Annotated in this window: 21 protein-coding genes; 6 read left to right on the top strand and 15 right to left on the bottom strand. The window is 66.1% G+C overall.

The features are described from left to right. Positions 1-51: 51 nt before the first annotated feature. From cpdA to NAV27_RS02175, 3 genes are all read right to left on the bottom strand, one after another. Complete coding sequence (gene cpdA / locus NAV27_RS02185; RefSeq protein ID WP_102827895.1) at positions 52-867, bottom strand: 3',5'-cyclic-AMP phosphodiesterase; 816 nt, start codon at positions 865-867, stop codon at positions 52-54. Positions 868-973: 106 nt separating this feature from the next. After that, positions 974-1,420 (bottom strand): DUF1249 domain-containing protein, encoded by a 447-nt coding sequence (locus NAV27_RS02180; RefSeq protein WP_102827896.1) that lies wholly within the window; start codon positions 1,418-1,420, stop codon positions 974-976. Continuing rightward, positions 1,417-2,034, bottom strand: coding sequence for an NUDIX domain-containing protein (locus NAV27_RS02175; protein WP_008569609.1), 618 nt, complete (start codon positions 2,032-2,034; stop codon positions 1,417-1,419). Before NAV27_RS02175 ends, NAV27_RS02180 begins: the two co-directional genes overlap by 4 nt. A 237-nt stretch (positions 2,035-2,271) precedes the next feature. Between NAV27_RS02175 and NAV27_RS02170 the strand changes: the two genes are divergently transcribed. From NAV27_RS02170 to NAV27_RS02155, 4 genes are all read left to right on the top strand, one after another. Continuing rightward, positions 2,272-3,015 carry an RsiV family protein gene (locus NAV27_RS02170; protein WP_102827897.1) on the top strand — a complete coding sequence of 248 codons (744 nt, stop codon included), beginning with the start codon at positions 2,272-2,274 and terminating at the stop codon, positions 3,013-3,015. Between the two features lie 133 nt (positions 3,016-3,148). Further along, complete coding sequence (gene rpoZ, locus NAV27_RS02165) at positions 3,149-3,412, top strand: DNA-directed RNA polymerase subunit omega (RefSeq protein WP_003286572.1); 264 nt, start codon at positions 3,149-3,151, stop codon at positions 3,410-3,412. Positions 3,413-3,472: 60 nt separating this feature from the next. Further along, the gene (gene spoT / locus NAV27_RS02160; RefSeq protein ID WP_102827898.1) at positions 3,473-5,581 is read left to right on the top strand and encodes a bifunctional GTP diphosphokinase/guanosine-3',5'-bis pyrophosphate 3'-pyrophosphohydrolase; all 2,109 of its coding nucleotides are present in this window, start codon (positions 3,473-3,475) and stop codon (positions 5,579-5,581) included. A gap of 116 nt (positions 5,582-5,697) precedes the next feature. Beyond that, on the top strand, positions 5,698-6,078 hold the full coding sequence (locus tag NAV27_RS02155; protein ID WP_102827899.1) for a RidA family protein: 381 nt from the start codon (positions 5,698-5,700) through the stop codon (positions 6,076-6,078). Between the two features lie 54 nt (positions 6,079-6,132). On the opposite strand, the gene NAV27_RS02150 is transcribed toward NAV27_RS02155, so the two are convergent. Together NAV27_RS02150 and NAV27_RS02145 are read right to left on the bottom strand one after the other, a co-directional pair. After that, a complete protein-coding gene (locus NAV27_RS02150) occupies positions 6,133-6,699 on the bottom strand; it encodes an OmpA family protein (protein WP_102827900.1) in 567 nt (188 codons plus the stop codon). Continuing rightward, the gene (locus NAV27_RS02145) at positions 6,696-7,157 is read right to left on the bottom strand and encodes a FecR domain-containing protein (RefSeq protein ID WP_102827901.1); all 462 of its coding nucleotides are present in this window, start codon (positions 7,155-7,157) and stop codon (positions 6,696-6,698) included. The genes NAV27_RS02150 and NAV27_RS02145 overlap by 4 nt, the downstream gene beginning before the upstream one ends. Positions 7,158-7,576: 419 nt before the next feature. Here NAV27_RS02145 and NAV27_RS02140 point away from each other — a divergent pair, with 419 nt between their 5' ends. Then, positions 7,577-9,544, top strand: a complete 1,968-nt coding sequence (locus NAV27_RS02140) for an AAA family ATPase (protein WP_102827902.1) — start codon at positions 7,577-7,579, stop codon at positions 9,542-9,544. Positions 9,545-9,693: 149 nt separating this feature from the next. Here NAV27_RS02140 and NAV27_RS02135 read toward each other — a convergent pair whose 3' ends face one another. From NAV27_RS02135 to NAV27_RS02115, 5 genes are all read right to left on the bottom strand, one after another. After that, positions 9,694-10,311 (bottom strand): TPM domain-containing protein, encoded by a 618-nt coding sequence (locus tag NAV27_RS02135; RefSeq protein WP_102827903.1) that lies wholly within the window; start codon positions 10,309-10,311, stop codon positions 9,694-9,696. A gap of 18 nt (positions 10,312-10,329) precedes the next feature. After that, the gene (locus NAV27_RS02130; RefSeq protein ID WP_102827904.1) at positions 10,330-11,076 is read right to left on the bottom strand and encodes a TPM domain-containing protein; all 747 of its coding nucleotides are present in this window, start codon (positions 11,074-11,076) and stop codon (positions 10,330-10,332) included. Then, complete coding sequence (locus tag NAV27_RS02125) at positions 11,073-11,681, bottom strand: LemA family protein (protein WP_003286581.1); 609 nt, start codon at positions 11,679-11,681, stop codon at positions 11,073-11,075. Before NAV27_RS02125 ends, NAV27_RS02130 begins: the two co-directional genes overlap by 4 nt. A gap of 86 nt (positions 11,682-11,767) precedes the next feature. Further along, entirely contained in the window at positions 11,768-12,991 is a 1,224-nt protein-coding gene (locus NAV27_RS02120) for a CaiB/BaiF CoA transferase family protein (protein ID WP_102827905.1), read from the bottom strand. A gap of 112 nt (positions 12,992-13,103) precedes the next feature. Next, the gene (locus tag NAV27_RS02115; protein ID WP_102827906.1) at positions 13,104-14,285 is read right to left on the bottom strand and encodes an acyl-CoA dehydrogenase; all 1,182 of its coding nucleotides are present in this window, start codon (positions 14,283-14,285) and stop codon (positions 13,104-13,106) included. Between the two features lie 160 nt (positions 14,286-14,445). On the opposite strand from NAV27_RS02115, the gene NAV27_RS02110 reads away from it, so the two are divergent. Continuing rightward, complete coding sequence (locus NAV27_RS02110; RefSeq protein ID WP_102827907.1) at positions 14,446-15,354, top strand: LysR family transcriptional regulator; 909 nt, start codon at positions 14,446-14,448, stop codon at positions 15,352-15,354. Between the two features lie 163 nt (positions 15,355-15,517). On the opposite strand, the gene NAV27_RS02105 is transcribed toward NAV27_RS02110, so the two are convergent. The 5 genes from NAV27_RS02105 to NAV27_RS02085 form a co-directional block, all read right to left on the bottom strand. Further along, complete coding sequence (locus NAV27_RS02105) at positions 15,518-15,892, bottom strand: helicase (protein ID WP_102827908.1); 375 nt, start codon at positions 15,890-15,892, stop codon at positions 15,518-15,520. Positions 15,893-16,029: 137 nt separating this feature from the next. Then, on the bottom strand, positions 16,030-16,302 hold the full coding sequence (locus NAV27_RS02100; protein ID WP_043299591.1) for an HU family DNA-binding protein: 273 nt from the start codon (positions 16,300-16,302) through the stop codon (positions 16,030-16,032). A 154-nt stretch (positions 16,303-16,456) separates the two neighbouring features. Then, positions 16,457-17,635, bottom strand: coding sequence for an FAD-dependent oxidoreductase (locus NAV27_RS02095; protein WP_102828261.1), 1,179 nt, complete (start codon positions 17,633-17,635; stop codon positions 16,457-16,459). Between the two features lie 32 nt (positions 17,636-17,667). Then, on the bottom strand, positions 17,668-17,835 hold the full coding sequence (locus tag NAV27_RS02090; protein ID WP_043299587.1) for a rubredoxin: 168 nt from the start codon (positions 17,833-17,835) through the stop codon (positions 17,668-17,670). A 116-nt stretch (positions 17,836-17,951) separates the two neighbouring features. Continuing rightward, positions 17,952-19,655, bottom strand: a complete 1,704-nt coding sequence (locus NAV27_RS02085) for an L-lactate permease (protein ID WP_102827909.1) — start codon at positions 19,653-19,655, stop codon at positions 17,952-17,954. Positions 19,656-19,737: the final 82 nt, after the last annotated feature.

Genomic DNA, 19,737 nt, shown 5'->3' with positions numbered 1-19,737 from the left:
GGAAGGCTACAAGGCGGATGCCGCACGGTGCAAGCCGCCTGCCGACGCGGCTCAGTAACCCTTGACGCTGTAGTCCACTTCGAAGTCAATGCCGCTGACGCGCGACACGCCAGTGTCCAGACGACCGTCGCCGTGCAGGCGCAGCCAGCGATACCCAGGCGCCAGGCTATCGACCTTGAAGCGCTCGCTACGCGGCGCGAACTGCACGCCGGTGGAGGGCGAGGCGAGCAGCCGCACGCCGTTGCGCACCTGCTCGAATTCCTGATGAATGTGCCCCCAGAGCAGCGCACGGACGTTGCGATGGCGGTCGAGCACCTCGAACAGCCGTTCGGGCTCACGCAGGCCGATGCTGTCCATCCAGCGACTGCCGATCGTCACCGGATGGTGGTGCAGGCAGATCAGGTGGTGCTGCTCGGGCGCAGCACGCAGCGTCGCGTCGAGCCACTCGAGCTGCGGCTCGTCCAGCACGCCGAACACTTCGCCAGACTGCAGGGTATCGAGCAGGATCACCCGCCAGTTGCCGCACTCGAACACCGGTTCCATCAGGCTGGACCCACGGGTCGCCTCGCGCATGGCTTCGCGCTCGTCATGGTTGCCCGGACACCAGCGCGCAGGCGCGGCGATGCGCGTCGACAGTTCGCGAAAGCGCTGGTACGACTCGAGCGAGCCGTCCTGCGAGAGATCGCCAGTGGCCAGCAGCAGGTCGATATGCGGTTGCTCCTCGAGCACCAGATCGATCACCCGCTGCAGGCTGTCGCAGGTGTCCATGCCCAGCAGGGTACCCTGCGCCGGCGCGAACAGATGGCTATCGGTCAGCTGCACCAGCAGCACCGACTCTTCAGCAGCGGTCAGGGATGCACCAAGCAAGGCCCTTCTCCTCGGGAAAATCGCAACCGAATTATGGTTGGCTGCACACGGGAGGGAAACCGCGGGAAGTGGGCGTGGATCACAGAACAGCGCCGGCGACGGGCGCTCAGAGCACCGGTTCGAGCTCGTGACCGCACGCCTGGCAATGGCTGAGCCACTCGCCGAGGAACAGGTTGAGCTGACTCTTTTCGTCCGGCTGATGCATCTGCGCGTTGGGGTAGTGGTAGATGCCGCGCAGGCGTCGGGCATTCTCCGCGCGGACCACTTCGGCCATGCGCGCGTCGTGATACACGCGCACCTCCATCCTCGGCACCGGCAGCCAGCTCAGGCAGTGCTCCTGGCTGACCTGCACGGTGGTGGTGTAGGGGCAGTTTTCCAGCACCTGCAGCACCAGCACGCCGAGCAGCTGATCGCCCTGGCTGATGGCGATGCGCCGGGTACGGCCGGACTGGCGCATCTCCGGCAACAGCCGCAGCAGGCGCAGGTAATTGGCCTCGCAGGTCGCCTGCAGCTCGGGCAGATCGACCCGGTAGCGCTCGCGGCGCCGGTTCATCGCCAGGCTCCCCGCACATCGTCACGGTTCAGCGCCAGCCATTGCAGGGCGATGATGCTCGCCGCGTTGTCGATGCGCCCGTCACGCACGGCCTGCAGCGCCTGCTGCAGCGTCCAGACATGCACGCGAATGTCCTCGCCCTCCTCGGCCAGGCCGAATACGCCCTCGGCGTTCTGGCTGTCGCACCGACCGACAAACAGGTGGACCTGCTCGTCGCTGCCGCCCGGCGAGGGAAAGTAGCGGGTCACCGGCCACAGCTCGCCCAGCTCCAACCCGGCCTCCTCGATAGCCTCGCGGCGCGCCACCTCCTCGGGCTGTTCATCCGTATCGATCAGCCCGGCGACCAGCTCGATCAACCACGGATTGCTCGCCTTGCCCAGCGCGCCGACGCGGAACTGCTCGATCAGCACCACCCGGTCCAGGCACGGATCGTAGGGCAGCACGCACACCGCATCATGACGCACGAACAGCTCGCGACTCAGCTCCGCGCCCATCGCACCATTGAACTGACGATGACGCAGGTGCAGGCGCTCCAGGCGGTAAAAACCGCTGAAGCATTGCTCGCGTCGCAGGATCTGGACATCATCCGGGCCGGGCTTGAAAGTCTCGCTCATCTGGACATCACTCACATTCGGTTGGGCCGTACCCGCGCAGCGTCTGACATGATCCGCACTGCGCCGGCACTGGCATGACTACAGCCGCACATCGTGAGCCGTCTCCATGATCATCCTAGCGCGCCGCCGATACGGCCGCAGCCCTCAGCTGACCGACGCAAGGCGGCCGGATCCGCTCACGGCGAACTTCAGACACCCAATGAACTCGAAACGGCACCTCACCCCGACAGGCGAACCATGAGCCATCCGACCTCTACCGCACGCTTTCCCGTCTACGCCCTGCTGGCCAGCCTGCTGTTGCTCGGCGCCTGCCAGCACAATCCGTTGCAACACGCGCCACAGGCCACGCAGCGCCTCACCGAGGAACGACCGCACGGTTGCGACGGCGAGGATTGCCCGCTGGTCAATATCGACACGCTGCACTTTGCCGATGAGTCGCAGCTCGACCGGCTGATCGACGAGCGCCTGCGCCGCATGACGCTCAACGCACCCGATGCACGGCTGCCGGAGTCGCTGCAGGCTTATCAAACCAAGTTCCTGCGCGACGCCGAGCCCGGCTGGGCCAGCTATCTGCAGGCCAAGGTGCGCGAGCAGCATGGCGACATCACCGTGATCGAGCTGTCCAGCTACCTCTATACCGGTGGCGCACACGGCATGCCGGGGCGTGGCTTCATCAATTACGACAGCGCACGGGACCGCGAACTGCGCCTGGAAGACCTGCTCATCCCCGGTCAGGAAGGCAACTTCTGGCGCGCCGCCCGCCAGGCCCATCAGCGCTGGTTGACGCAGAACGACCAAGCACAGAACTCCGACTTCCGCGAGCAGTGGCCGTTCCAGCAGACCGCGCATATCGCCCTGCTCAAGGACAGCGTGCTGCTCAAGTATGACGTCTACAGCATCGCGCCTTACTCCAGCGGTCATCCGGAGCTGTTCATTCCGCATGCGCAACTCCAGGGCATTCTCAAGCCGGAATACCTTTGAGCGTGCGCCGACGGGCATCCGCGCCCGCTCCCACGCCCAAACAGCGCTTCCATTCGCGCTGGTGATTTTTTAGACTATTCCGTCCGCTCGCCCATCCGGGCCCGCTATACCGCTATTGCACACGAGGAACACCATGGCCCGCGTTACCGTTGAAGATTGCCTGGACAACGTCGATAACCGCTTCGAGCTGGTCATGCTGGCCACCAAGCGTTCGCGCCAGCTGGCGACCGGCGGCAAAGAGCCGAAGGTGGCCTGGGAAAACGACAAGCCGACCGTCGTCGCCCTGCGCGAGATCGCTTCCGGCCTGGTCGACTACGATGTCATTGCACAGGATGAAATCGTCGACGACGAACCGCTCTTCATCCAGTATGAGGAAGAGCCCAACGAGGCCATCTGATTAAATGCCAGGTCGAAGTCGAATCGCCGAGCCTACATTGCGCCGGCAAGGAGCACAGCCTTGCCAGCCATAGATACGCTTGCCGATCGCCTGTCGACCTACCTCGGCCCGGACCAGGTCAACCTGGTTCGCCGCGCCTACTTCTACGCCGAGCAGGCCCACGACGGGCAGCGCCGGCGCAGCGGTGAAGCCTACGTCACCCATCCACTCGCGGTAGCCAACATCCTCGCCGACATGCACATGGACCATCAGAGCCTGATGGCCGCGATGCTGCACGACGTCATCGAGGACACCGGCATTCCCAAGGAAGCGCTGGTTGCGCAGTTCGGCGAAACCGTCGCCGAACTGGTCGACGGGGTCAGCAAGCTGACCCAGATGAACTTCGAGACCAAGGCCGAAGCGCAGGCCGAGAACTTCCAGAAGATGGCCATGGCCATGGCGCGCGACATTCGCGTGATCCTGGTCAAGCTCGCCGATCGCCTGCACAACATGCGCACCTTGGAAGTGCTGGCCGGCGAGAAACGCCGACGCATCGCCAAGGAAACCCTGGAAATCTACGCGCCCATCGCCAACCGCCTGGGCATGCACTCGATGCGCGTGGAGTTCGAGGACCTCGGCTTCAAGGCCATGCACCCGATGCGCTCCGAGCGCATCCGTGCTGCGGTGCGGCGTGCTCGCGGCAACCGCAACGAGATCGTCGAAAAGATCGAGCAGTCATTGATTCACTGCCTCGCGCGCGACAGCCTGGAAGGCGAGGTGGTGGGCCGCGAGAAGCACCTGTTCAGCATCTACAAGAAGATGCGCGGCAAGCGCAAGGCGTTCAACGAGATCATGGACGTCTATGCCTTCCGCATCGTGGTCGACAAGGTCGACACCTGTTACCGCGTGCTCGGCGCCGTGCACAGCCTGTACAAGCCGCTGCCCGGCCGCTTCAAGGATTACATCGCGATTCCCAAGGCCAACGGCTACCAGTCGCTGCACACCACGCTGTTCGGCATGCACGGCGTGCCCATCGAAATCCAGATCCGCACCCGCGAGATGGAAGAGATGGCCAACAACGGCATTGCCGCGCACTGGCTGTACAAATCCGACGAGAACGACGTGCCCAAGGGTACCCATGCCCGCGCCCGGCAGTGGGTCAAGGGCGTGCTGGAACTGCAGCAGCGCGCCGGCAACTCGCTGGAATTCATCGAGAGCGTGAAGATCGACCTGTTCCCGGACGAGGTCTACGTCTTCACGCCCAAGGGCCGCATCATGGAGCTGCCCAAGGGCTCCACCGCGGTGGACTTCGCCTACGCGGTGCACACCGACGTCGGCAACACTTGCATCGCCTGCCGCGTCAACCGGCGCCTGGCGCCGCTGTCGCAGGCGCTGGAAAGCGGCTCGACGGTGGAAATTGTGACCGCGCCGGGCGCACGGCCGAATCCGGCCTGGCTGAACTTCGTGGTCACCGGCAAGGCGCGCACCCATATCCGCCATGCGCTCAAACTCCAGCGTCGCTCGGAATCCATCAGCCTCGGCGAACGGCTGCTGAACAAGGCACTCACCGGCTTCGAGACCAGCCTGGACAAGATCAGCGCCGAACGCATCCGCCAGGTTCTCGCCGAGTACCACGTCGAATTCATCGAGGACCTGCTCGAGGACATCGGCCTGGGCAATCGCATGGCCTACGTGATCGCCCGGCGCCTGCTGGCCAGCGACGGCGAGCAGGCCCCCAGCGCCGAAGGCCCGCTGGCGATTCGCGGCACCGAGGGTCTGGTGCTCAGCTACGCCAAGTGCTGCACGCCGATCCCGGGCGACCCCATCGTCGGCCACCTGTCCGCCGGCAAGGGCATGGTGGTGCACCTGGACACCTGCCGGAACATTGCCGAATTCCGTCACAACCCGGACAAATGCATCCAGCTGTCCTGGGCCAAGGACGTCACCGGCGAATTCAACGTCGAGCTGCGGATCGAGCTGGAGCACCAGCGCGGCCTGATCGCCCTGCTCGCCGGCAGCGTCAACGCCGCCGACGGCAACATCGAGAAGATCGGCATGGACGAGCGTGACGGGCGTGTCAGCGTGGTCCAGCTGGTGGTCAGCGTGCATGATCGCGTGCACCTCGCACGGGTGATCAAGAAGCTGCGTGCGATCAAGGGTGTCACCCGGATCACGCGACTCAGGGCCTGAATTTCGCCCCGCAAGACAACGGGGCCGCCACCTCGCACCTCATCGCCGGCGGTGGCTGCGGTTGTCACAAGTCATTATGCTGACCGGCCAATTGCCAATTCCGCAGAGGAGTTTCCATGAGCAAGACCGTCATCAACACCGACAAGGCCCCCGCTGCCATCGGCACCTACTCCCAGGCGATCAAGGCCGGCAATATCGTTTACCTGTCTGGTCAGATTCCGCTGGACCCCAAGACAATGGAACTGGTCGAGGGCTTCGAAGCCCAGGCCGTGCAGGTTTTCGAGAACCTCAAGGCCGTGGCCGAAGCCGCTGGCGGTTCGCTGAAGGATGTCGTCAAGCTCAACATCTTCCTCACTGATCTGGGCAACTTCGCGACCGTCAACGAGGTAATGGGCCGTTACTTCCAGCAGCCTTATCCGGCGCGCGCCGCCATCGGCATTGCTGCGCTGCCGAAAGGTTCGCAAGTGGAAATGGACGCGATCCTGGTCATCGACTGACCTGCTGGGCGCACCGCCAGCCGGTGCGCCTCCTTCCCTCAGCGCGGACCGCGCTCAGCGAATCAGCACCTCGACCCGGCGATTACGCGGCTCGGCGGTCGCATCCGGCGTCGCCACCAGCAGATTGCGCTCGCCGTGACTGGTCACCCGCAACTCCATCGTCTCCAGCCCCCGGGCCTTCAAAAGCTCGGCAACCGCCTGCGCGCGACGCAGGCCGACCCGCACATTGGCCGCCTCGGCGCCGAGCGTATCGGTATGGCCGATCACCGTAACCACCGGGTAATCGCGACGGCGCACGGCTTCCAGTACCTGCTGCACGATCGCCTCGGCGGCGGCGTCGGGTTGGCCGTCGGCGCGTAGCTGGAGCATGTGGCGTTCCGGCAATGCCGGTTGCGCCGCCAGCGTCCGCTCGAAATCCCGCTCGCGGCGCAACGCGCTCACACTGAACGGGCGCGCATCGCCCAGCGTCATGCCCTGTCCGGCCTGGGTCAGCTGCGGTGGCTCCTGATCGTCGAGCGCCACGCTGCCGGCGCCAGGCAGCATCACGTAGGAGCGCCCGCTGCAACCGGCGAGCGCCGCCGCCAGCAACACCACGGCCCAGCCGCGCCAGCCGGCTCTCATTCGACCACCTTCAGCAGCATCTGGCCGCCGTGCAGCCGCACACGACCGTCCGGGGTATCCACGGCAATGGCGCCCGGTGCCAGACGGGCAATATCGCCGGCGAGCAGATTCAACGTGCCGCGCTGCAGGCGCGCATCGAGTCGCAACTGATCCTCGGCCGGGGCGAAGCGGTAGTCGTCAAGCACCAGTTCGCTGTGCGGACCGAACGACAGCACGCTGCCGTCGCTGAGGATCACGCCCAGCGCGCCGCCTTCGCCGGTGCTCAGCGTTACCCCGGGGATGATCGCCTGGCCGACCCGGGCGGCATTGGTATAGCCGCGACTGCTGACATAGGCCGCGCCCTCGACGCGAGCCACATGCCCGCTGGGCTCGGGCAGGTCGGTTGCGGCGGCGCAGGCCAGCCACAGCACCGGCAAACCGGCCAGGCAGCGCAACAGTTTCAGGTGCGGATCGTTCATCGGTCTCTCGAATCGACAGCTAGCGGAACGGCAATGATTAAGCCGAACCACTAAGGCAGTCGAAATCGGCAAAAGATTCCGCAACGCCGCGTGCAATCGCATAAACCGAAGAGGCCTCGGGCCCGCGTACGCGCCTGCTCCCCGCGCACGAAAGGGTTCCGTCGGCGACCTGTCATTCGTCGCAAACCTGCCGTCCGTTCGTCGTGTGACGGTCCGGGCGACCTCGCTTGCCGTATCCTCGCCGCTGGCGGTTGATTAAAAACCGACCAGCGGTCTGGCACAGAACAGCATCCATAAGCTAGCGACCGCACGCACAGCGTGCTGTGCGCCGGCGGGTTTCGCCCGCATCAGAAAACTGTGGTCTGCCTGTCGGGCAGTGTTTTTATCGACGCGTCGGGCCTGCCCCGATTGGATGTGAAATGAAGAAACCACGTTTGCTCCAGGGCCGTCCGGGTCTTGCGCTGTCCATGTTCGCCCTGCTGCTGCTCGCTGTGCTGGCCTTCTGGGCGACTCGCCCCGGCACGCCCGCGCAACCGCCGGCCGCCGGCTCCGCCGCCGCCATGCTGGCCGAGCTGCAAACCTCGCGCGACAGCTGGGACGCCCATCGCGGCGACCTCTCCCGTCTGCTCGCCGACCTGCGCGGCGGCGCCATCGCCAGCGCCGCACTGGGCGCCGACGCGGTTTACATCAGCGCTCGCGACGGCCAGCGCTACTGGGTGCCGGAGCAGTCCGGGCAGGTCGCCGCGCTGCTGCTCGACCACTACGCCAGCAGCGGCGAGCTGTTTCCGTTGACGCTGTTCGAGACCGCGGCGGACAAGCCGTTCTACCTGTCCCTGCTGCCTTACTCGCCCATGGTCCTGCTGCTGCTCGGCGGCGCGCTGTTCTTCATCCTCAAGACCCGCGGCTTCGAGGTGCAGCGCAAGGGCAGCGGCGTCACCTTCGCCGATGTCATCGGCGCCGCGGAGGCCAAGCAGGCGCTCGCCGATGTCACCGCCTACCTGCGCGACCCGGCCGCCTACGCACGCCTCGGTGCGCGTCCGCCCAAGGGCGTGCTGCTGACCGGCGAGCCAGGCACCGGCAAGACCCAGCTGGCCAAGGCACTGGCGAGCGAATCGAACGCCAGCTTCATCCAGGTGACCGGCAGCGATTTTTCCTCGATGTATTTCGGCGTCGGCATCCAGAAGGTCAAGGCGCTGTTTCGCACCGCGCGCAAGCAGGCGCCGTGCATCATCTTCATCGACGAGATCGACGGCATCGGCAAGCGCGCCGAGCAGCAGCGCTCCAGCGATGCCGAGAGCAACCGCATCATCAACCAGTTCCTCGCCGAGCTGGACGGCTTCGACGGCGCCAGCGGCGTGCTGGTGCTGGGCGCAACCAATTTTCCCAATTCGCTCGACCCGGCGCTGGTGCGCGAGGGCCGTTTCGACCGCTCCATCGCCGTCGGCCTGCCGGGGCTGGATGATCGCGAAGCGCTGTTCCGCCTGTACGCCGGGCGGATCAGCGCTGCCGACGATCTGGACTTCCCGCAGCTGGCACGCAACAGCGTCGGCCTGACGCCTGCGGCCATCGCCTACATCGTCAACCATGCCGCCCTGCTGGCGGCCCGCACGGGCGCCACGCAGGTCGACATGGGCCACTTCGTCGATGCCGTCGAAACCTGCCGCATCGGCGAGCAGCCGTCGGGGGTGACGCCGATGTCGCCGACCGACCGCAAGCGCATCGCCGTGCACGAGGCTGGCCACGCGTTGGTCGCGGCTGAACTCAAGGTCGGCCGGGTGGAGAAGGTCACCATCCTGCCGCGCGGCCAGGCGCTGGGCGTGACCCTGGTGACGCCGGTGGAGGACAAGCGCCTGCACATGGAGTCCGAGCTGCGCGCGCGCATCCAGATGCTGCTGGCCGGGCGCTGCGCCGAGCAGCTGTACTTCCATGAGGTCTCGTCCGGTGCCGGGCAGGACCTGCAGGAGGCGTCGAAGATCGCCCTGTCGATGGTCGGCGCGTTGGGCATGGGGCCGAAAGGCTCGCTGCTCAGCCTGCAGGCGGTGCGTGATGCGCACATCGAGTTCGACTCCGGCGATGCCATCCGCGCCGCCGACGACCTGCTCCGCCAGCTCGAACGTGACTGCCAGGCGCTGCTGCAGCGGCTGCGGCCGGCGCTGGACGAGGTGTCCGCGCGGCTGCTGGCCAGCGAAACCGTGCCCGGCGAAGAGGTGCTGGCGGCCATCGAGCGGCTGCCCGCCCATCACCGCGACGCCAGCATCAGCAGCATCGGCGCCCAGATCGGCACCCTCGATCGCGTCGCCGCCAGCACGCTGGAACATGCCGAGCATTTCGAGCTGTCGCCTGCGCCGCAGGACCAGCCGTGCGACGACGGACCGGGGATGGCCTGAGGCCGGCGCGAGGCGCGCCTCGGGAACGAGTTCGGTGGAAAAGCGCTGCGCGCGTTTTCCACCCTACGCACCCTGTGCCGGGTCGAAGGGGGGCAACGGCGCAGCCTTGCCCATCGCGACAAAGGCTGCGGTGGCCCCCTCGAACGCCGCTAGTCCAGCACCACCAGCCGATTGGGCAGCTCGTTGCGTGCATGGGTGGCCGGCACATGCTGCGCCAGCAGCGCGCCGGCCGACTCGATGCAGCCGAGGAAACCCTCGAGCACCCGGCCCTGCTTCACCCGTTCGGTGAAGGCGGCGACGATCGTCTCCCAGGCGGCATTGTCGATACGGCTGGCGATGCCGCGGTCGACGAGAATCTCCACATAGCGCTCCGCCTCGCTGACGAAGATCAGCACGCCGGTATCGGCCTCGGTGTGATGCAGGTTCAGCTCGATGAACTGCCGCCGCGCCAGGTTGCAGGCCCGCCAGTTGCGCACCGCGCGCGGAATCAACCGACTGGTCAGCGCCGGCGCGCGGAACGCCACGGCCAGCACCAGGAACGTCGCCCATTGCGCCAGCAACTGCTGCCAGGCACTCAGCCAGCCGCCGAAGAACAGCAGCGCGCCGGGCAGCAGCAACGCAATCAGGCTGGCCCAGAGCAGCGGAATGTAGCGGTAGTCGTCGGCCTGCGCGGCCAGCACGGTCACTACCTCGGCATCGGTGTCGCGCTCGATGCGCTCGATCGCCGCGGCCACCTGTTGTAGCTCGCTCTCGCTCAGTAAGGTCATTGCGCGTCCATCGTTCGATTACCAGCCACCGGAGGCACCGCCGCCGCCGAAGCCGCCGCCGCCCCCGCCAAAGCCTCCACCGCCGCCGAAGCCGCCCCCGCCGCCGCGACCCATACCGCCCAGCAACGCGCCGAGCAGCAGCGCACGGCGACCACCGCGCCCGCCACGACCGCCACCAATGAGGAAGATCGCCACCAGCATGAGGAAGAAACCGAGGATGCCCAGGCCGCCCGGCTCCTGTGAGCCCATCGGCATCGCCGGGCGCAGCGCCGCACTTTGCAGCGGATCGCCGCCGAGCACCTGGATCATCGCCTCGGCGCCCGCGCTTATGCCTCGGGCAAAATCGCCCTCGCGAAAGGCCGGCACGATGATGCCGTTGATGATCAGCGAAGACTGCGCATCGGTCAGCCGCCCTTCCAGGCCGTAGCCGACCTCGATGCGCACACGTCGCTCGTCGCGCGCCACGATCAGCAGCGCGCCGTTGTCCTCGCCGCGCTGACCGATGCCCCACGCGCGGCCCAGCGCCACGCCGAACTCCTCGATGCTGCGGCCCTGCAGGTCCGGCACGGTCACGACCACCACCTGCTCGGTGGTGGCCTGCTCGTGCGCGGCGAGCATGCCCGTCAGGCGCGCCTCGGTCGCGGCGTCGAGCAGCTCGGCGCCATCCACCACGCGACCGCTCAGCGCCGGCAACGCCAGCTGCTGCGCAGCGACGCCCGCCGCCCAGAACAGCAGGCCGAGCAGCAGAGCCGGCGCGAATCTCACTGGAATTTCACTTGCGGCGCCTGTTCGGCGTTCTGGGCGGTGGCCTCGAAGGTCTCGCGGATCGGCATGTCGCTGTACATCAGCGTGTGCCAGATGCGCCCCGGGAAGGTGCGAATCTCGGTGTTGTAGCGCTCTACCGCGGCGATGAAGTCACGCCGTGCCACGGCGATGCGGTTCTCGGTGCCTTCGAGCTGCGACTGCAGGGCGAGGAAGTTCTGGTTGGATTTCAGCTCCGGATAACGCTCGGACACCACCATCAGGCGGCTCAGCGCGCCGGTCAGCTGGTTCTGCGCCTGCTGGAACTGCTGCAGCTGCTCGGGGTTGTCCAGGGTGCTGGCGTCTACCTGAATCGAGGTCGCCTTCGCTCGCGCCTCGATCACCGCCGTCAGGGTTTCCTGCTCCTGGCGGGCGAAGCCCTTGACCGTCTCCACCAGGTTGGGGATCAGGTCGGCACGGCGCTGGTACTGGTTCTCCACCTGCGCCCAGGCGGATTTCACCTGCTCGTCGTACTGCGGAATGTTGTTGATGCCGCAGCCGCTGAGCAGCCCGGAGAAAAGAAACACCACCAGCAGTTGCCAGGGAAAGCCAAAGCGCTGCGTCCGCATGATTCGCTCATCCATTCGATTCGAGGTACTGATTAAGAATAGCCAAGCGCCGGCAGAGTTCAGCCGTGCCGCCCGCGTATGCGACGCTAGATCACACCGGCATCGCGCAGAGCGCCGATCTGCGCGGGCTGCAGCTGTAGCAGACGTTCGAGCAGCGCCGCGCTGTGCTCGCCAAGCAAAGGCGGCGGCCGGCGATAGCTGACCGGCGAGGCCGACAGGCGCAGCGGGCTGGCCACCTGCGGCACGCGGCTGGCCAGAGGATGCGGCATCTCGACCCGAAGGCCGCGATGCTGCACCTGCGGGTCGGCGAACACCTGCGCCAGATCGTTGATCGGCCCGCAGGGCACGCCGGCCTGTTCCAGCGTGCTGACCCATTCGGCCGTGGTGCGGAACACCGTGACCTGGCGGATCAGTGGAATCAGTTCGGCGCGATGGGCAACCCGCGCACGATTGCTGGCGAAGCGCGGATCGTCCGCCCATTCCGGCCGCCCGGCCACTTCGCAGAACTTGCGGAACTGCCCGTCGTTGCCAACGGTGAGGATGATGTCGCCATCGGCGGTGGGGAAATCCTGATACGGCACGATGTTCGGGTGGGCATTGCCCATGCGCTTGGGCGCCACGCCGGTGGTGAGGTAGTTGAGCGCCTGGTTGCCGAGGCAGGCGACCTGCACGTCGAGCAGGGCGGTATCGACGTGCTGGCCTTCGCCGGTCCGCTCGCGGTGCGCCAGCGCGGCGAGCACGCCGACGGTGGCGTACAGGCCGGTGAGGATGTCGGTCAGCGCCACGCCGACCTTGACCGGCCCGGCACCCTCCTCCGCATCGCTGCGCCCGGTCAGGCTCATCAGTCCGCCTAGGCCCTGGATCATGAAGTCGTAGCCGGCGCGTGTAGCGTAAGGCCCGTCCTGGCCGAAACCGGTGATCGAGCAGTAGATCAGCCGCGGATTGATGGCGCTCAGGCTGGCGTAATCCAGCCCGTAGGCGGCCAGCCCGCCGACCTTGAAGTTCTCCAGCAGCACGTCGCTCTGCATCACCAGCTCGCGGATGATCCGCTGGCCCTCGGGCTGGGTGAAGTCGACGGTCAACGACTGCTTGTTGCGGTTGGCGGTCAGGTAATAGGCCGCCTCCGAGGTGTTCTCGCCGTGCTGGTCCTTGAGATAGGGCGGCCCCCAGTGACGGGTGTCGTCGCCGGTGCCAGGGCGCTCGACCTTGATCACCTCGGCGCCGAGATCACCGAGGATCTGTCCGCACCAGGGGCCGGCGAGCACGCGGGACAGGTCGAGCACGCGCAGATGGGACAGAGCGCCGGACATTGCGATTTCCTTCATGCGTAGGGTGGAAAACGGCCGCAGGCCTTTTCCACCGGTGGATACGGGACCGGGGGCAAAGGTGGAAAACGCTGGCGGTTTTCCACCCTACGATCCGTCAGAAGAACGCCTGGATACCGGTCTGCGCGCGGCCGAGGATCAGCGCGTGCACGTCATGGGTGCCCTCATAGGTGTTCACCACCTCGAGGTTGACCAGGTGCCGGGCCACGCCGAACTCGTCGCTGATGCCGTTGCCGCCGAGCATGTCGCGGGCCAGGCGCGCGACGTCCAGCGCCTTGCCGCAGCTGTTGCGCTTCATGATCGAGGTGATCTCCACCGCCGCGCTGCCTTCGTCCTTCATCCGGCCGAGGCGCAGGCAGCCCTGCAGGGCCAGGGTGATCTCGGTCTGCATGTCGGCGAGCTTCTTCTGGATCAGCTGATTGGCGGCCAACGGGCGACCGAACTGCTGGCGGTCGAGCACATACTGGCGCGCGGTGTGCCAGCAGAACTCGGCGGCGCCCAGTGCGCCCCAGCTGATGCCGTAGCGCGCACTGTTCAGGCAAGTGAACGGCCCTTTCAAGCCGCGCACGTCGGGGAAGGCGTTCTCTTCCGGACAGAACACGTTATCCATAACGATCTCGCCGGTGATCGAGGCGCGCAGGCCGACCTTGCCGTGGATCGCCGGCGCGGACAGCCCTTCCCAGCCCTTCTCCAGCACGAAGCCGCGGATCTCGCCGGCATCGTCCTTGGCCCAGACCACGAACACGTCGGCGATCGGGCTGTTGGTGATCCACATCTTGCTGCCGGAAAGGCGGTAGCCACCGTCGACCTTCTTCGCGCGGGTGACCATCGAGCCCGGGTCGGAGCCGTGGTTCGGCTCGGTCAGACCGAAGCAGCCGATGTATTCGCCGCTGGCCAGCTTGGGCAGGTACTTCTGTTTGGTCGCTTCATTGCCGAACTCGTTGATCGGCACCATCACCAGGGAGGACTGCACACTCATCATCGAGCGGTAGCCGGAGTCGACGCGCTCGACTTCGCGGGCGATCAGGCCGTAGCACACGTAGTTGAGGCCGCTGCCGCCGTAGGTCTCGGGAATGGTCGCGCCGAGCAGGCCGGTCTCACCCATCTCGCGGAAGATCGCCGGATCGGTGCGTTCATGGCGGAACGCTTCCAGCACGCGCGGCGCCAGCTTGTCGGCGGCGAACTGCGCGGCGCTGTCACGCACCATGCGCTCTTCCTCGGTGAGCTGCTGGTCGAGCAGCAGCGGGTCGATCCAGTTGAAGCGTGCGGAGCCGGCCATCGCTCTTCCTCTTGTGCGGTCGTGCGTATTCGGATGAGTCGATGCTAGAAAGCATCCCGCGCCGCTGCAAACGAGAAATTCGCACCCATCTGTGCGATTTGCTCACAACTAGATAAGGTAGAAGGACTTTTCTGATCGACTTGAGTGAGCCGCCCGCACGATGCGCCGAAAGATCCCCAGCACCGCTGCCCTGATCGCCTTCGAGGCGGCTGCGCGGCACGAGAGCTTTACCCGCGCCGCCGAGGAACTGGCGCTGACCCAGGGCGCCGTCTGCCGGCAGATCGGCGGACTAGAAGCCTTTCTCGGCCTGGAACTGTTCCGTCGTTCGCGACGCGGCGTGAAGCTGACCGAGGCGGGGCTGTCCTACGCCCGGCGCATCGCCGCGCAGCTGGATGCGGTGGAGCGCGACACCCTCTCGGTGATGGGCCAGCAGGGTACGCAGACCCTGGAACTGGCGCTGGTGCCGACCTTCGGCACCCAGTGGCTGCTGCCGCGCTTGCCGCGTTTCCAGGCGCTGCACCCGCAGATCACCGTCAACCTGACCAATCGCACCCGCCCGTTCCTGTTCGCCGATACCGATTTCGACGCCGCGATCTATTTTGGCGACGGCGACTGGTCCGGTACCGAGGCGCACTACCTGATGCCCGAGGACCTGCAGCCGGTGTGCAGTCCGGCGCTGTTGCCCGACGGCGAGCCGCTGGATGCCGAACGCCTGGCGGCAATGCCGCTGCTGCAGCAGACCACGCGGCCCTATGCGTGGCGGCAGTGGTTCAATTCACTGGGGCTCAAGGTCGCCCGCGACATGACCGGCCCGCGGCTGGAGCTGTTTTCCATGCTGGCGCAGGCGGCGGAGCATGGCATGGGCGTGGCACTGATTCCGCCGTTCCTGATCCAGCGCGAGCTGGCCGAGGGGCGGTTGGTGCCGGCGCATCCGCATGCCTATCGCAGCGAGGCGCGGGCGTATTACCTGATGATTCCGGAGCGCAAGGTGGAGTCGGCGGGGTTGGTGGCGTTTCGCGATTGGTTGAAGGAGGAGGCTAGGGTTTGGCGCGAGCAGGACGGGGCATAGTCCTGCGGACCGACTTATCGGCGAACGCTGGGGCCTGTGTCCCGGTCGTGCCGAGGAAAGCGCGGCGTCGTTCGCAGGCATAAACGCCCAACGAGGTGGAAAACGCTACGCGGTTTTCCACCCTACGGTTATTGGCCGGATACGAGCGGGTGACGCGGCAGGGTTACTTCTTCTTACGAGGCTTCAGGTATTTGGTCAGCCCCTGAAACCACATCACCAGCGCCGGATTCCCCTGAATCTGGATGTTCTTGTCCTGAATCCCCTGCATGAACGCCAGCTGCTTGTTCTTCGCCGTCATGGTCTCGAACCCATAGACCGTATCTCTGAAGCCCAGGGAAAACGCCGGCTCCCTCGCCGGGCCGCCTTTGCTGGTGACGCGCTGGTCGCGCACGACGAAATGCCGCGCGACCTTGCCGTCGAGGGTATGCAGCTGGAAGGTCAGGTCCTTGTCGCCCAGCTGCTGCTGGAACTCGGGGTTGGTTCGGCTGGCCTTGGCCATCAGGCGGCCCAGCATCCAAAGCAGGAAACGGAATTTCATGGTGACGTCCGACCGATACGAGGGAAAGGCCGCATTGTAGAGGCTGGATCGGCGGGCGAAAGTGTGGGTACGGCAGGGTCGGTGAGCGACCGGGTGGTCAGTTGACCCGGAGCCGCTGGGGCTCCGGGTAGCGCACGTCAGCTGACGGCGTCCTTGAGCATCTTGCCGGGCTTGAACGCCACGGTGTTGCTGGCCTTGATGGTGACCGGCTCGCCGGTCTGCGGGTTCTTGCCGGTACGGGCGCCGCGATGGCGTGGTACGAAGGTGCCGAAGCCGACCAGGGTCACGCTGTCCTTGCGGTGCAGCGCATTGGTGATTTCATCGAGCACGGCGTTGAGTACACGATTGGCCTGATCCCTGGAAAGGTCGGCCTTCTCGGCGATGGCTGCGGCGAGTTCCGGTTTGCGCATTGGAAGCCTCTGAGACTTTGTTGTTGTTGTGTCCTGCTGCTCCGAGGAACAGCGTTCTAAGGCGCTGCGACGGCTCTAGACCGGGCAGACGCGTCGAGAATGGCATGCTGCTAGCACCTGCGCCAGTCTTCTACGACTCAAGTCCGATCCCGGCTCAGGCCTTTAGCGACAGAACTTGCGGCAGTTCCGCCAATACCGGCGGAAGCTGCCGATTCAGCGCCATCCGCTCCTGCGTTGCCGCGCCTGTCAGAGCATAGCCGAGCAGCTGGCCGGAGGGCCCCAGATAGCGTGCACGCACGTCGGCGCCCTGGGCCTCCACGGACCAGTGGCCTTCGGCACCAACGGCCGGCGGCGAGACCACCAGCGGGCATACCGGCGTCTTCACCGTGACCGGCATGGCACCGTAGCTGACCATCGTCGGGGTGCCCGTAAGCGTCCTGGCCAGTGCGCGCACGCCGCTCATCAGCGGCATCACGTAGAGCAGGCTGAGCCCTTCCACCTCGGCGCAGTCGCCCAGCGCGTAGATGTGCGGCTGCGAGGTCTGCAGCAGACGATCGACGACGATGCCGCGCGCCACCTGCAGACCGGCTTCGGCGGCCAGTTCGGTGCGCGGACGCAGACCGACGGCGCTCACCACTAGGTCGCAGTTCAGCGTCTGCCCATCCGAGAGACGCGCCTGCAGGCCGTCGCCCGTGCGCTCGAGGCGTTGCAGTACCGGCCCCAGGTGAAAGCGCGCGCCGAGCTGCTGCAGCCCGCCCTGCACTGCGGTGGCCGCCTCGAGCGGCAGCAGTCCGGGCATGATCTGCGTGCTCGGCGCGACCACGTCGACCTGGTAGCCGCCGGTCAGCAGGTCGTTGGCGAACTCGCAGCCGATCAGCCCGGCGCCGAGAATCAGTACGCGCTGCTTGCCCTGCGCCGCCGCGCGGAAACGGCGGTAATCATGCAGGTCGTTGATCGGGAAGATCGCGTCCTGCGCGTCGCCCTCGACCGGCACGCGAATGGTCTGCGCGCCCCAGGCGAGAACCAGATCGCGATAGACCACCGGCTCGTTGCCGATCCAGATGCGGCGCGCCGCGGGTTCGAGGCGGGTGACGCGGGTGTGGGTGCGGATTTCGGCATTGAGCTTCTCGGCCATCTCGCCGGCATCGGCCTGACCCAAACCGTCGGCGTCCTTGCCCATCGCGAAGCCGGTAGACAGCAGCGGCTTGGAATAGGATCGACCGTCATCGCTGGTGATCAGCAGCAGCGGCGTCGTGCTGTCGAGCTTGCGCAGCTCGCGGGCCAGGTTGTAGCCGGCCAGGCCGGTGCCGATGATCACGATAGGTGCTGTCACGTTGTCCTCCTCGTTGTAATGCAAAGCGCGGCTCAGGCGACCACGACCATCTCGAAATCCACCTTGCCGACGCCGCAGTCGGGACAGGTCCAGTCTTCCGGTACGTCTTCCCAGCGGGTGCCCGGCGCGATGCCCTCTTCGGGCAGCCCGGCCGCTTCGTCATAGGTGAATCCGCACACCACGCATTGCCATTTGTTCATTCCGGACCTCGATACTGTATTGATCGAACCGCACGCTATACGAGCACGCGCGGACTTGCCATGCCACGAACGAAACGGGCGGCCAAGGCCGCCCGTCGCTCAGGGTTGCTGCGTACTCAGCGGGCGACGCCCACCAGCGGATCGGTGATGCCCAGTACATAGAAGCCTAGCAGGCCGATAGTGCCGGCCAGGGCGAGGTAGTACAGCGTCGGCAGCATGGTCTTGCGCAGGGTGATGCCTTCGCGCCCGAGCAGGCCCACGGTAGCCGAAGCGGCGACCACGTTGTGGATGGCGATCATGTTGCCCGCCGCCGCGCCCACCGACTGCAGCGCCACCATCAGCGCACCGGACAGACCCAGCAGGCCCGCGGTGTTGAACTGGAACTGCGAGAGCATCAGGTTGGATACGGTGTTGGAACCGGCGATGAACGCGCCCAGCGCACCCACGGCCGGCGCGAAGAACGGATACACCGAACCCACGCTGTCGGCCACCAGCTGCGCCATCGCCACCGGCATCGACACCAGATCGGAGCCGTTGACCCCCGAGTTGATCAGGATACGCACCATCGGAATGGTGAAGATCAGCACGAAGCCCGCGCCGAGCAGCGTCCGGCTCGACTCGTTGATCGCCGCACCCAGCTCCCGTGCGCTCATGCGATGCAGGAAGAAGGTGATCGCCACGACGATGCAGAGGATGCCACCGGGCAGGTACAGCGGCTCCAGCGTACCCGAGACACCGGCTTCACCGAGGATGTCCTTCCAGCCGAAGGAGAGCGACATCAACGCCGCCTTGACGTCCGGGAACACCCGCGAGATCACCAGGAACGCCGCCAGCAGCAGGTACGGCGCCCAGGCCATCGGCACGGAGATCGGCGTCTTGCCGGCGATGTCCTCGATCTTCATCTCGATCTTGCCCATCCACTCCGTCGGCCATTCACTGGCCGGAGCGAAATCCCAGCTCTGCTTGGGCAGCAGGAAGCCGGCCTTGGCCGCCGGTACGACGATGGCCAGACCGACCAGCGCGCCGATGATCGAGGGGAACTCCGGTCCAAGGAACACGCCGGCAGCGGCATACGGAATCACGAAGCAGAGGCCGGTGAAGATGGCGAACGGCGCCACCACCAGACCTTCCGACCAGGACTTATTGCGGCCGAAGAAGCGCGTCATGATGCTGATCATGATCAGCGGCATGAGAATCCCGCACAGCGCATGGATGATCGCCACCCGCGAGAAGATCAGGTGGAAGAACACCTCCCAGTTACTGCCCACGGTGGCCAGCTGCGCGCTGATGCCGGTCTTGTCCAGGCCCGCGCCGACACCGACCAGAATCGGCGTACCCACAGCACCGAAGGACACCGGCGTGGATTGCACCATCATGCCCAGCACCACTGCGGCCAGTGCCGGGAAGCCCAGCGCCACCAGCAACGGCGCCGCCACCGCGGCCGGCGTACCGAAGCCGGAGGCCCCTTCGATGAAGCAACCGAACAGCCAGGCCACGATCAGCGCCTGCACGCGACGGTCGGGACTGATGTCGGAGAAGCCGCGACGGATCGCCGAGATGCCTCCCGAGTGCTTGAGCGTGTTCAGCAGCAGGATCGCACCGAAGATGATCCAGAGGATCGCCGCGGTGAGGATCAAACCTTGCAAGGTAGAAGCGATGACCCGGTTGAGGGTCATGTCCCAGGCCAGCAGGCCGATCAGCGCAGTGAGGACGAAAACCAGCGGCATCGCGTACTTGGCCGGCCAACGAAAGCCGATCAGCAGGACACCCGCCAGCACCAGCGGCACGAAGGCCAGTATGGACAGTAGTGTTTGACTCATTATTAGTCCCTGTTTTTGTTGTGAACCGCTTTTCTTATGTCCGGGCAAGCCCGGTGCCTTGCATGGAACCCCGCGCCGTCAC

Source organism: Stutzerimonas degradans (genome assembly GCF_024448505.1).
GTDB classification, from domain to species: Bacteria; Pseudomonadota; Gammaproteobacteria; order Pseudomonadales; family Pseudomonadaceae; genus Stutzerimonas; species Stutzerimonas degradans.
This window is presented reverse-complemented; position numbering and strand designations above follow the sequence as displayed.